Source organism: Leptotrichia sp. oral taxon 498 (assembly GCF_002240055.1).
GTDB classification, from domain to species: Bacteria; Fusobacteriota; Fusobacteriia; order Fusobacteriales; family Leptotrichiaceae; genus Leptotrichia; species Leptotrichia rugosa.
On record NZ_CP016753.1, the window covers coordinates 272,851 to 286,690 of the forward strand.

Consider the following 13,840-nt stretch of genomic DNA (forward strand, 5'->3'; position numbering starts at 1 on the left):
TGAAAAGCTAAAATTATACTTAGGAGGATTATCAATGGGAATAAAAGTTGGAATTGATTTAGGCACTACATTCTCAGCTGTTGCGATGATGGATGAGAAAAAAGGACAACCTGTTATTGTTTCTAATACATTGGGAGAAAGAATCACGCCATCTGTTATTCAGTTTACAGAGGACGATGAGATAATTGTAGGTGCTGAGGCAAAGGAAGCTTTTGAAGCTGGCGAATCCGGATGTGCCTCTGTGTTTAAGAGAAGTATGGGAAGTAATGATACATACTGTTCTTTTAATGGGAAACAATATACAGCAGAAGATTTATCTGCAATTTTACTTCGTTATCTTAAAGAAGAGGCGGAAGCAGTAACGCATCAAAAGATTGATGAAGCTGTTGTGACCGTGCCTGCGTATTTTTATCACAAGGAGCGTCAAGCAACCATGAATGCTGCCAAAAAAGCAGGCTTAAATATTCGCCAGATTATTAACGAGCCAACAGCAGCAGCTATGAACTATGGTGTTAATCATTGGCGTGAAAATGCTCGTGTTTTGGTATATGACCTTGGTGGAGGAACATTTGATGTAACTCTTGTACAAATGAAGAAAAACAATCAGATGGAATCTTTACAGACTACAGGAGATCATACACTTGGTGGAAAAGATTGGGACGCTCGTTTAAGTGCAGAAATTGAAAGCAAAATTGAGAGCGAAACAGGCTTCTATGTCTCAGAGTATCCAGAGATACATCAAACTGTAATTCAAAATGCGGAAAATATAAAAAAACAGCTGACAACACGAAATGTTGCAAATGTCAGACTTAATCTTCCAAACTATGGTTGGTATTCAACAACTATATCACTTGAAGAATTTGAACAGAGTACAACAGATTTGATTGAAAGAACTGGAACACTTTGTGAAAGTCTTCTAAGAGGATTAGGAATCGGATGGAGAGACATAACAGATATTCTCTTGGTTGGTGGTTCTACAAGAATGCGTCAAGTGTCGTCGTATTTGAAAAGAATTAGCGGTCATACACCACTTGCCCAGGTAAATCCAGATGAAGCGGTTGCATTAGGAGCTGCTATTCAAGTACATCTTCCATTACCAGAATACAGCGTAATCACTATGGCACCACCTAAACAAGAAAACACCAGCAATTCAGAGTTCTTTAAGTTTAAAAGACAGGAGTTGAAAACTGCGTCGCAACAAGCACAGAAGTATACTTTGCCAGGCACTGTTGGAAAGGAAACTGCATTAAATAATGCATTGTGTATGAGTCATGTTGATGTAGTTGCACATGCAATGGGGGTCATTGCGGTAAATGCGGAGGGAACGCATTATATCAATAAAACAATCGTGCCGGCCAATCAGAAAATACCTGTCAAATGTGCAGAAGCATTTCACTACTACACGTCAGCACGTGGAGATAATGAAGTAGAAATTTATGTTTTACAAGGAACAAAAGCACCGTTAGACTGTGAAATTATTGGAAAATATGTTGTTTCTGGAATTAGCCATGATAGAACTGACAATCCTACAACAATAAAAATCCAGTATAGCTATGACATAAATGGCATGGTTCATGTTCAGGCTCGTCAGGGAAGTGGTACAACAGATTTGCCTATTAGAGAAGAGGCTGTTCCAGCTGACATGAGTAAATTTGGAAGACCTATTGATCCACAAGAAATGAAGCCAATCGCAGAAGCCTTGTCAGTTGTAATGGCAGTGGATGTTTCGGGAAGTATGTCTGGAAAACCTATAGAAGATGCTCGTAATGCAATGTGCCATTTTGTTGATAATTTTGAGGATTATCCAGGAGATGTTGAAATTGGTGTTATTGCAGTATCTGATTCATCAAAAGTAGTTCAGCCTTTAACTAGCAATTTACACAAGTGCAAAACATCTATCAGATCAATTACTGAGTGCATGACAGGTGTATGTAATGCAGGGCATCCATTTAATGACATTCAATCTATGCTTGGAAGCTTAGATGGGAAACGTCTAGGAATTGTCCTTGCAGATGGAATGTGGGAGAATCAGTCATTAGCAGTAAGTGAAGCGAAAAGTTGTCATCGTATGGGAATTGACATTACGGGAATCGGTTTTGGTAGTGCTGATGAAAAATTTTTACGTGATATAAGTTCAGGGGATATTGATTCCATGCTTGTTGACCAGAGCGAATTGACTCAAAGCTTTGGAAAGATTGCACAGGAAATTGGTGGAAGTAATACAGGAAAGCATGGGCGTACAGGTGCAGAAACATCAGTTGCTACATGGTTAGCAATTAATGAACAATAGTGAGAGGTACTTATCCGATGGACAGACGAAATTATTTTGAGATTCTTGGACTTGACTTTGATCCGCCTGAAAAAAACCAGCGACGTATAGATAAAGCAATTGCTGAGTGGAAAAAGCGTACAGAAGATATGCTTGCAAATGAAACAATTGCAACACGTAGAGCTGTACTTTCAGACGAATTGTCTCTTCATGATAATATGGTTGAGACTTTACGTGAGAACAAGACCAGAAATATAGAGGCGCGAGCTCTTAAAGAGATTCGCACTCAACAATTAGAAAAGTTGATTGATATTATGCTGATCGGACAATCGGGAACTCCTGAAGTGACAAATGCACAGATAAGAAATGTGCATTTAAAATTAAAATTGTCCCCTAAAACAATAGAAGATACTTACGTAAAAAAAGGATTCGTTATACAGCAAGTAACTAAAACTGTCAATCTTAATGATGCGTTTTTGACCACTGTGGTAGCAGGAAATATCAGTAGTAAGATTTCACAGCTTCAAACAATGGCAATACCTAAATATCCGTGGACACCGAATGTTTCAGATTTATATGATTTAGCATGTTATTTTGGTGGGGGAAGTGATAGCGATACTGGAAGTTATCACAAAAAAAGAACAACAGAATTATATAGCATTATGGAATCTTGGGCAGCACAATTTGCAAGTGATATGAGTACACAAGGTCATTTGTTGGCAGATTTGTTCACAGCTGGAACTACTCAAGTTTTCAACACTGAGGCAAATCGAAAAAAATACGATCAGTCTCTAGAACGAGAAAAGATGAAAGAATTCTTTTCATTATTAAAAACTGCGCCAGAAGATTTCAAAAAAGATCGTTACTTTGCGGACAGTTGCATTAGAACAATACAAAAGAGTTTTCCGGATTATAATTTATCACTGGCATTATATAATCAGGAAGCCGGACTAATGCAGGATCCATACGAACCGTTAGAAGCATTAATTCACTTGACGTGTAATTCGTGTAAAGCTCCAGCAGAGTTTAGAACTAGAGAGGACGCTGAACGAGGAAAATGTGCTGTCTGTGGGGCGTCACTTTATGTCGAGTGTCCAAAATGTCATAAGAAAGTACCAGCGACAGCGGATCGATGTTCTTGTGGATTCCTGATTTCAGAGATGCAATTCTTTGATGATTATATTAAAGCTGCTGAATTTGCTCTTAAAGAAATGGATTTAGGTAAAGCTAGTAAGCAGTTTGCAAATGCAGAAAATGCTTTTCCGGGACATCCAAAACTTTTAACCTTGTCGCAAAGAATAAAAGCAGAGCGAGACAAGTATGATAAGCCACTCAATGAATTAAAGGCTTTAATAGCTGCGCGTATGTTTAGTAAGGCACAAACATTATTGGGAGCATTAAGTGCCTCAATGCCTCAATTAAAACTAGATAGTCAGAAGAAAGTGATAGATGAAAAAATGGCAGAAGTTAAACGCTTGATGCCATCTGGATCACTATCACCTGTTGACAAAGCAAATAGATGCGTAGAAATCCTTCAAATTGTGGAAGATTATCAGCCAGCAATAGATGTATTGATTGCTTCGAGACCAAGGAAACCTTTAAACTTAAATGCAGCAGTAACGGGAACATCTTCATTGATATGTACTTTATCGTGGAATGCAACTGGTGATAAGGGTATTAAATATCAAGTTGTAAGAAAGAAGAATGGTGTTCCGCAAAGACAGGCAGATGGTGAAGTTTTGGCTGCGGATATTGGGGATCTTAGTTATAAGGATACTTCTTTGCAACCAGGTATTAGCTATGGGTATGCAGTTTTTGCATGCAGAAGAAATGTTTTTTCAGATCCATCTGTATGTGAGATTGCAAACTTTAGTGAATTAGATACAAAACATCTTCGAACTTCGGCTGAGAATGGTATTTGTCGTTTTAGTTGGGTTTTACCTCCAAATTGCATTGGAGTCCGTATTCTTAGAAGTACGAATGCGATTCCATCAGAAAATGTTACTTCTGGAAGTACTGTTGTAGCTGCTAAGGCATCAGCAAACTTTGATGACTCTGGAGTTTCAAATAACAATACATATGGTTATCGTTTACAATGCGTATATCTATATGAAAATAGCTTTAGGTATAGTAAGGGTGTTACTGTCATGCTAACGCCAGAACAACCACCTGTAGCATTAAGAAATATTACATCACGTATCGAAGGCCGATTAGTTACTATTCGCTGGAATTCACCAGATAATGCACAGAGATCTGTTCTTATCAGGGAAGTTTCTTCAAATGCAGCGGCTAATCTTATTGGTCAGGTAATTCCTGCGTCAGATATTAACTCAATGCTTGGAAATGGAAGAAATTATGCGAATACAATGAGTACAACATTGCAAGCACAGTTTGAAATTCCGCCAAACATGTCGTGTGCATTGGCAATAATATGTGTTGCAGGCTCTAAGGGAATTATTTCAGATATTGTTCGTGTTTCTAGTGTTGAAAAATGTGAAATTGATAAACGCCAGACGAGAATAGAAGGAAACAGATTAAGAATTGTCCTTGCAAATAAACTTAAAAATTTGGAAAGAATTCACTACATTGTCGCAAAGAAGACTGGTTCTACAGTTCCATGGGCAACGATTGAAGATGCGAAACATAAATCGCTATCTATTGTATCATTGAGAGACTATGAACGAGATGGGATGATTCTTGTAGAAATGCTTCCTAAAACTGATCTTTATATATCAGTGATTGGACAGTATAAAATGCCAGATGGCAGTACTATTTACTCGGAACCTTCGAAATTGAGATTAAGTAATAAACCCAAGGAAAAAATAACATATCGATTTAGCTGGAGAACAGGAGGTTTCTTCAGTCGAGCAAAAGCAAAAAATTGCAAATTAGTGGTTTATTCGAATGCAGAAGAAACTCCGGAAATATATGTGGTATATAAATCGGACGGGCATATTCCTATGAAATTGCAAGATCCAAAAGCAGTTATTATCCATACTATTCCGGAATCGGATAGTGGATTTAATAATGGAGAATACGTATATCAGTTTTCAGATAGTACATGGAATGGAATTTCATCTGCTACACCAATGAGACTTTTTATTCAAGATGATGATATGACAGAATTTGAAATTGTACCGAGCGATATTGAAAGCTGTAAGGTACCATAAGGGAGGAAAAAACATGGCTTTATTACACTCAGATGTTCTTTGTCCATATTGCTTACAAGAACTCAGAAGTAGAGATTTGAAAACATTTTGCAATATTTGTGGACATTCAGTGACACCAACAAGAACAGAGTCGTTATTAAAAAAAATACCAAAATGTAAAGAACCAGGATGTAGAGGATTTGGAAGTGTAAAACAGTGTTCTTATTGTGATAGTAATTTGCCTTCAGATATTTTGGATTATGAGAAATATCTGCGTTTCAGTATTTTAGGAATTACGGGTTCTGGAAAAACAAACTTTTTGACAACTATGCTTCATGAATTGCGTCATACAAGTGGCTCACCATGGGTTCTTTCACCGATGGATGCCAATACAACTGCTATTTTCCAGCAAAATGACAGAGCAATTTATAGTATGAGACAGCCGGTTGCTGCAACAGCCGCAGGTATGACACCGCCACCCCAGTTGTGGAAAATTAAAGATAAAAATCGAATGACTAATACAGTTATCCCATCATATTCTATGACTATTTTTGATGGAGCAGGTGAAGATTGCGAACACATTGTTCCAGTTATCAGCAGATATATTAAGGAATCTAAGGTGCTGGTTATTTTGATTGACCCTCTTGCGTTACATGGAGTCGCATCTAGTATTCCGCAAAATATTCTGAATTGGTCTACTTCTGCTTCTCATGATACGGATGCGTCTGCAGATATGGTAGATGGATTAGCTACATATATTAGACAGAACTGTGGAATTGCACCTGGAAAACTGATAAATAAAGATGTTGCTGTTGTGTTTACAAAAATTGATGCTGTAAAAGATACCTTTGGTTCAGCCACAGTTATGCAGCCTAGTCCACATTTGGCACGTAAAGGTTTTGTTAAAGCAGATGCAGATGCAGTTGATGCAGAGATTAGGGATTGGCTAGAGAGTCAGGGGGAAAATACATTCTTGGATGCGATTGACACAAACTTTAAAAAAGGCGGTGTTAGATTCTTTGGTGTATCAAGTTTTGGACAGCCACCTACGGGTAGCTATCAGTTAGGAAAAGTAATGCCTCACAGAGTTTTAGATCCTCTAATTTGGATGCTCTCAAAGGAAGGTATTGTACCCACGCTTTGAAACTAGTGTTTTATTTTAAAGAAAGGAAGGCAATATAATGCTAAATCAACTTATTTACACACGGTGTATGCCACATCGTGAGTTGAAAAATAAAGGGCAAGTGGTTCGTGCAGATGGATTTGGTGTATTTTCTATGAGTCAAGAGTTGATTACCAATCCACCTGTACCTAACTATGATTTTCTTCAGACTCGTTTAGCTGTACAGAATGGAGCAAAAGAAACATCGGCTACTGGTTTATTTAATTCATATGATTACACTGCAATTTCTTCCAAGGTATATGCTTTGTCATTTGAAGTTGCAAGACCACATTGTAAAGAAGTAAGAAAAAATGGACAGGGCCATAGAACGGGAACATACATTAAGCAGTGCCTTGTTGGAAATCCAGGCGATTATCCTTTCAAATGGTTTGGTGCATCTGTGTGGGATGCACATTTGAAGTCTGAAAATGACTATTATCTTGATGAAAATCCTAGTGCTGAACCTGTATGGCTTAATACGGTGCAGGATATACCAAATGGTTCATACGTTTCTATTGAGAGCGTTAAAAAGTTTGTAAATGCAGGTCGTGCAGAAGCTGTTAAAGCTGGAATTTGGTTTCTGTTACACGAATATGCAAAACCTGAAAATGAGAGAAAAGTTCTTTTGATTAAGGATATTCCTGAAAATGTGGAATTATGGATTGCAGCCATTGAATATGCATTCAGTGCAGAAATGGCACAAAAAATTACTTTCTCAACGAATAAAACAAAACTTGGTACACAGATTGATAATATTTTGTTTTTCTATACAGATGAATCTGGAAAGTTTTATCCGATGCGTAACAATAGTATGACGCAGATTAGACATCCGTACAATATGATTGTTGGATATCATCCTAGGGATAATTTCTGCGCTTCCGTCAAGCAGATGCCGACAAGTAATTTTGTAATGATTGATGGCACTAATAATATGGTATCTTTTGCAACAGACGAAAGCATAAAATCAGCATACTACTCTGCGGCTGTTCAGTATGATGCAGATATTATTGATTTTACAAGCGTTGTTTTGCCTAGTTTACCTATTGATATGATAACGGATAAAATTCCGGAATTGTATGATGCATATAAGTACCTGTTGGATTCCAATCACCGAGTGGAAAAATGGACATACAGAGAAGCAATTGCTGAATTACAGTCTATTACTCAGTATGGTATTTCTAAAAATGACGTATTGAATAAGTATATCTTTGATGAGGGGATGCGTGGGTATCAGCGTTTTGCAACAGAAGATGAAAAAAACAATTTTAAACTTCTTAAGATTTTCTGGAACATTGCTAAAGTAACAAAACGCACAGGAGAAGTTACAGGATGTTTAGCTGATCTTCTGAGTACAGGAATGATGAACTTAAAAGTATCCGGAAATACTTTGACAGGTACATGGAATGCAATAAAAGCAGGTGAAGTTCAGAGCATTATTCGTCCTGCATTACAAGATTTGTTCAATGATAGTGAGTTGACAAGCTATAGTAGTCAGTTTGAAAATGCCCCTGCTTCTGTTGTTAGCACAGTGATGGAAATGTATTTTGATATGCTCTCGCTCGAAAGGAACGGTATTAAGTCTATTTTAGAAAGTCAAGCAAAATATCAGTTTGTTTGTCATGCTTTGACTGCATTGATTGATAATAGAAATGCATTACATGCTGTGTTAAACGGAATTAGTATTTCAGATGATGTTATAAATGCGGTCGCTTTGTCAGTTTCTGAACATCTTGAAGAATATAAACCGGGAAAAACCGAGGCATGGTGGGATTCTATTATTGATCTTTCCGGTGGAAATGTCATGGAATTGTGTAGGACACTTTGTAAGTCTACTCAAACTAATATTGACATGATTGAACATTTACTAGCGAATACAATTTTAAAAGCAGGAAAATGTGATCGAGATATTTATCGTGCATTTGAGGATTCCATAAAGCAGCTTGGCAAGAGCAAAAATACAGGTATTGCATTCTTTAATGCTTGGATTAAAGTTGAAAATTCTTCACACCTTAATAATATCATTCGGAATATTAGAGGGAATAGATTGTCCTCTTCCGCAGAAAAAGAATTATTCCACCTTGTTGATAAACAGGTTCCATATGAATCTACGTCAGGAAAAATTTCTATTATATTTAGAGAAATTAAGGAATGGGCAAATGATATTGGGGAGATGTCTCAAAGTGCGGCACTTTATGATTTGCGTAAAAATATGGAACGTGAGCGCAAAGCAGAAAAAGTTTTATCAACAATGTATGAATTTTCTGATTTGAAATTAGAGATACCAGATAACTATTTAAGGAGTCAATATTTTGAAAACTTGGCTCAAACTGCTGCAGATTTTTGCGATCCAGAAGTTCACATGGCTTTCCTGCATCTTTTTGATATACAAGATATCGGAATAAAGCAGGAATATATTAAGGCTTATGTTGATGAAGTGCTTAATGGTTCAAAAGGAAAACAGTTGGCTTATTCAATGCTTAGCTTATGTGAGGCATTCTATTACGAATATAAGATTCCGGGGAAAAAAGCAGTTCAGGTAAAAGAGTCTGCAGATATGCTAAAGGCTTACTTTGTAAAAACGTTACCAAATCATTACAAACCTAATCTTCCGGATCAGGTTGCAAAAGCTAATTATGATGAGAATCAAGTGAAGAAAATGCTTATAACTATGCTTCAGGATGCTGCTAAAAAAGCTCCAAGGAGTGGATTGAGAAGTATCTTGGGTGGATTATTTGGAAGAAAGTAATAATTAACTTGGGGATCACAGCGTTAGTAGGTATTCTGGCAGCTGTGATTCTCAGAAAAAAGGTGTAAGTATGGCAGAAGCAAAAAAACTAACGCAAAAAGAATATGAAGCAATTCGTGCGGATTATGAAAAACGTTATGGTTACGATTCAAGAAGTCCTGAAGAGAAAGCTGCATTTGATAAGAAATTTGATGAACATTATCAGACTGATAAAAAAAGCGATGCTACTGATGACGATACAACTGAACCTAACGAAGATATTAACAAAGGACATGAGCGAGAACGTGGCAGACGTGGATTCCGTGAGATAGACGATGGCGATGAACGATAAATGTTTCGATAATAGGAAGGAGAATTGATATGGTAGGTCCTAAAAAAGTGACTCAGGAAGAGTATGATGAATTTCGTTCCAATATGGAGAAAAAATATAATTATGATGAAATGTCTGATGAAGAGAAAGAACGTTTTGATTCAAAAATAGATGAGGTTGCAGTTGTAGGAGATAAGGCTGAAGAGTCAGATAAGAATGATGGCACTGATGATGAAGAAGCAGAGAAGGGCGAATTTGAAGATGGTCATCCTCATGAACACGAAAGAGATGATGACGAGGATATAAGATAGTAATAAAGGATGGACACATTTTATGGAGAAGATGAAGTTATCACGTAATGAATATGATGCAGTAGTAGAGAAATATCGAGAACAAAATGGATATGATGAGATGTCAGATGAAGAAAAAGCTGCATTTAACGAAAAGTTAGATAAAGTAGTGGAGTGTTCAGAAGTTGAAAAACAACCTGAAGAAAGTGAAACAACAGATTCTCCATCTGAAGAAACATCCGATAGTGATAAATTACGGTCAGAATTAAAAGAAAAATATGGATATGATGAAATGTCTGATGAACAAAAACAAGCATTCAATGAAAAACTGGACGAGATAGTAGGAACTGAGGACAGCGGAGAAGATGATCCAGGAGATAATGAAATTGGTGCAAAGGTCTTGAGGAGAAGTAGATAAGTGGAAAGGAGATGAAATTTTATGCCTTCATATTCAAGTTCAAGTGGTGCTTCACGTGCAGCTAGAAGACCTACTGGTTCATCTGGTGGAAACCTACCGACTCCTAAACCTGTAGGAGCTGGAAGTTCAATGCCTATCGAAAATCCAGATGGGACTAAGCAAAGACAAGCAAAAAAAATGTTAATGGATGCGACTCAGCTATCTCTATTACAGAATAATCTTCGTATTACAAGTTTATATGTGAATAGTCGACATCTAGAGATGTTGTCTCCTGCACCAACTGGTAGTTTGTATACTAGTGAAGCCTGTAAGTTCAATTCTATTCAAGGAGGAAGAACTGGTATTGCAGTGTATCAGATTACAAAACTTATGTATAACGAAGAAGAAAATTCTTTCGAAAAACTTGTTAGTGTCTACTCTGCCTTAAACAGTTTTGGTGGCATCGTTGCATTGATTCTTCAGGGTGATGGAAACTCCACAAGACTTTATTTATGTACGAATACTAGCGGTGATGGCAAAGTTGCAGGAGGATTATTAGCTAACAATCTTAGGGGACAATTTCCAGGATGTGAAATAGATGAGTTGAATGATATTGACAAAAATAAACTTTTGGATTCTTGTGGAATGGTTGGTTCAATATCTACAAGTCGAACAGTTCGTTCGTTAAGTATGATACCTAGCAGGCGTGAAGATGAACGTCAGCATGATAAAGAATTTAGTGCACAGGGATATGAAAAATTTGTTGATGCGATGAATGGACATCGTTATACCTTGGTTGTTTTATCACAACGGGTCTCACCAGATGCAATGGATGGATGCTTAGAAGGTTTGGAAGCAATATATACATCGTTATCGCCATATGCAAAAGAAACGGCTTCTTACGGAGAGAGTGATTCGGATTCTGTTAACTACTCTATATCTAATAACGTAAATAGTTCAATCAGTAGATCTGTTTCAAAATCATTTGGCACTTCTCACACAAACAGTGTTTCTGAGGGGCGAAGTTCAAACAGTGGACATGGATATGAGTTATTTGATATTCATTTTAATTCTGGTTCGGGAAGATCATCTGGAACATCTTCAGCAAGCGGAACATCCACGGGTACTAGTTCTAGTACATCATCTTCAGATAGTTATGGAAGTGGAGATAGCCAAAGTTCAGGTACAACAACAGGTACAAACCGTTCGATAACTGTGAACAGAGATAATAAAGCTGTTCAAAATTTGCTTGCAAAAATTGAAGAGCACATCAAGAGAATTAATTTAAGTCAAACATTTGGTATGTGGAATAGTGCTTGTTATATTATTGCGGATGATGTAGCAACGGCAACAATGGGAACAAGTACGCTTGCGGCACTTTTTTCGGGTGATTCTCAGGCAGCACCTAGAGCGTATTATAATCAATGGGATGCTACAAATCCAAAAGAAAGAAAAAATGTGCTAGATTATATTTCTAATCTTCAGCATCCAGAAATAAATCTTACAATGCTTCAACAGATTACAGATGGTAGCGGAAATACAACCACAACACCATATCAAACAGAAAAAATCACACCGGCTATGATGATCAGCGGTAAAGAAATTCCTACTCTTATGGGCTTGCCTCGAAAATCTGTTCCCGGTATTGTTGTTGATAGCATGGCTGAATTCGGAAGAAACATACCTGAAAAATGGAAAAGAAAAGTTAAACGTCCTATTTTATTTGGAAACATATATCACATGGGACAAGAAGAGAAAACGAAAACATTTCTTGACTTGGATACTTTTGCTTCACATATGTTTATTTGTGGTTCATCTGGTTCGGGTAAGAGTAATACTACATATAATCTGCTCCAAAAACTCATTGAGAATAAGGTTCCATTCTTAGTGGTCGAACCAGCAAAAGGTGAATACAAAATTGAATTTGCAGATTTGCCAGGAATTAATATTTTTACGGCAGATGAGTCTCCATATAGATTGTTACAAATCAACCCATTTGAATTCAGTGCAGGCATCCATATTCGAGAACATCTAGATAATATTGTCCAGGTAGTTAGTGCATGTTGGCCACTGTATGGAGCAATGCCGGGACTTTTGAAAAAGGCGTTTGAGCAAGTGTATCTAGATCATGGATGGGATTTGGAACATTCTGAAAGAATTATTAATAGAGGAAGTAAATTCCCTGTATTTTCAGACCTTGTGAAAGTTCTTGAACGAATCATTAACGAATCTCCGTACTCTGCTCAAACTAAGGGTGACTACAAGGGAGCATTATTAAATCGAGTTTCTTCGCTCTGTAATGGATTTGAAGGTCAAATCTTTGGGAGAAGTATTGGAATTCCTGATACAACTCTTTTTAATAAAAATACAATAATTGATTTGAGTAGTATTGGATCTGATGAAACTCGTTCTCTGATAATGGGAATTTTGATTATTAAATTGAAGAATTATCGAAAAACAGTTACAACTGGTCCTAATAGTGATCTTGTGCATGTGACAGTTTTAGAAGAAGCTCATAATATTTTGAAGAGATGTTCGCAGGAAACTAGTGTCGACTCTGGAAATGTACAAGGTGCTGCAGTCGGTAGCTTATGCAGATGTATTGCTGAAATGCGAAGTGCTGGAGAGGGATTTATGATTATAGATCAGTCGCCTGGTGCAGTAGATGAGGCGGCAATAAAAAATACTGCAATTAAAGTATGTATGAGACTTCCTTCTAAAAATGACTGTGAGGAAATTGGTGCTGCGTTAAGTCTGAACGAAAATCAAATCAGAGAATTGAGTAGACTTGACATTGGAGTTGCTGCTATTTTTCATGCGGGATGGACGGATACGTTACTGGCTAGAATGGGAGACATATGGGATAAAAGATATCGACTAAAAAGTGCTCCGATTTTGGATAATGGAACTTATACCAAAATTCAAGGCGCAATTGTTCAGTTAATATATCAAGATATCCAAGAGGGTAATTTTTTTAGTATATATGATGATGTACAGGAATTATTGAATCTCTTGTGTAAGGAAGTTAGTGCAATTAAACCGATACTACCAAAATCAAAACAGCAGGAATTATTAGATGAAGTACAGGTATTCTTGGAAAATAATGATGTATTAATTAAAGGAAAACGGCTGAAAGAATTGAGACGTAAATTTTTTGATTTTGTGTCTCAATTTGTGCGTTTGGAAAGTGTTATGAAAATATTCACATTATCTGGCGTTAATACAAAAATGACGCTAGATCCATTAACAGCGAAAGAAGTACGAGCTGTATTAAAATGGGAAAAAGAATTGCGAAGTGGTGTTTTAAGGTATTTGTATATGCCGGAAGAATGTGATCCTGCAAGAGCATACAGATGGCCATTAGATGCTTCAAAAGCAGAGTATTTTTGGGAAATATACGATGGTATTCTTAAGCGTTATGGTATTAGATATACAGCTGATGAGCGTTATGCCAATGCGTATAATTATCTGAAATCCGTCAATTATTTTAGCACAAGTGCTGGTGGAAGGAAGTGAT

General features: G+C 37.0%; 8 protein-coding genes. All 8 read left to right on the forward strand.

Annotation, left to right across the window (positions count from 1 at the left end; genetic code table 11):
* Positions 1-88: 88 nt before the first annotated feature.
* The 8 genes from BCB68_RS01195 to BCB68_RS01230 all read left to right on the forward strand — a co-directional run bounded on the left by BCB68_RS01195 (position 89) and on the right by BCB68_RS01230 (position 13,839).
* Positions 89-2,290: an Hsp70 family protein gene (locus tag BCB68_RS01195; RefSeq protein ID WP_237048718.1), complete on the forward strand. Its 2,202-nt coding sequence runs from the start codon at positions 89-91 to the stop codon at positions 2,288-2,290.
* A 17-nt stretch (positions 2,291-2,307) separates the two neighbouring features.
* Positions 2,308-5,439 carry a fibronectin type III domain-containing protein gene (locus tag BCB68_RS01200; protein WP_094079170.1) on the forward strand — a complete coding sequence of 1,044 codons (3,132 nt, stop codon included), beginning with the start codon at positions 2,308-2,310 and terminating at the stop codon, positions 5,437-5,439.
* Positions 5,440-5,884: 445 nt separating this feature from the next.
* Positions 5,885-6,562: a hypothetical protein gene (locus BCB68_RS10465; RefSeq protein ID WP_157697335.1), complete on the forward strand. Its 678-nt coding sequence runs from the start codon at positions 5,885-5,887 to the stop codon at positions 6,560-6,562.
* Between the two features lie 37 nt (positions 6,563-6,599).
* A complete protein-coding gene (locus tag BCB68_RS01210) occupies positions 6,600-9,326 on the forward strand; it encodes a hypothetical protein (RefSeq protein WP_094079172.1) in 2,727 nt (908 codons plus the stop codon).
* Positions 9,327-9,396: 70 nt separating this feature from the next.
* A complete protein-coding gene (locus BCB68_RS01215) occupies positions 9,397-9,657 on the forward strand; it encodes a hypothetical protein (RefSeq protein WP_094079173.1) in 261 nt (86 codons plus the stop codon).
* Between the two features lie 29 nt (positions 9,658-9,686).
* Positions 9,687-9,947 (forward strand): hypothetical protein, encoded by a 261-nt coding sequence (locus BCB68_RS01220; RefSeq protein ID WP_094079174.1) that lies wholly within the window; start codon positions 9,687-9,689, stop codon positions 9,945-9,947.
* 22 nt (positions 9,948-9,969) lie between these two features.
* A complete protein-coding gene (locus BCB68_RS01225) occupies positions 9,970-10,344 on the forward strand; it encodes a hypothetical protein (RefSeq protein WP_094079175.1) in 375 nt (124 codons plus the stop codon).
* A 21-nt stretch (positions 10,345-10,365) separates the two neighbouring features.
* Positions 10,366-13,839, forward strand: coding sequence for an ATP-binding protein (locus tag BCB68_RS01230; RefSeq protein WP_094079176.1), 3,474 nt, complete (start codon positions 10,366-10,368; stop codon positions 13,837-13,839).
* Position 13,840 lies beyond the last annotated feature (1 nt).

What these genes read in the sequence shown, in the direction of transcription:
- BCB68_RS01195 (WP_237048718.1), top strand. Translation starts at nt 89, where the DNA reads ATGGATGAGAAAAAAGGACAACCTGTTATTGTTTCTAATACATTGGGA.
- BCB68_RS01200 (WP_094079170.1), top strand. Translation starts at nt 2,308, where the DNA reads ATGGACAGACGAAATTATTTTGAGATTCTTGGACTTGACTTTGATCCG.
- BCB68_RS10465 (WP_157697335.1), top strand. Translation starts at nt 5,885, where the DNA reads ATGACACCGCCACCCCAGTTGTGGAAAATTAAAGATAAAAATCGAATG.
- BCB68_RS01210 (WP_094079172.1), top strand. Translation starts at nt 6,600, where the DNA reads ATGCTAAATCAACTTATTTACACACGGTGTATGCCACATCGTGAGTTG.
- BCB68_RS01215 (WP_094079173.1), top strand. Translation starts at nt 9,397, where the DNA reads ATGGCAGAAGCAAAAAAACTAACGCAAAAAGAATATGAAGCAATTCGT.
- BCB68_RS01220 (WP_094079174.1), top strand. Translation starts at nt 9,687, where the DNA reads ATGGTAGGTCCTAAAAAAGTGACTCAGGAAGAGTATGATGAATTTCGT.
- BCB68_RS01225 (WP_094079175.1), top strand. Translation starts at nt 9,970, where the DNA reads ATGGAGAAGATGAAGTTATCACGTAATGAATATGATGCAGTAGTAGAG.
- BCB68_RS01230 (WP_094079176.1), top strand. Translation starts at nt 10,366, where the DNA reads ATGCCTTCATATTCAAGTTCAAGTGGTGCTTCACGTGCAGCTAGAAGA.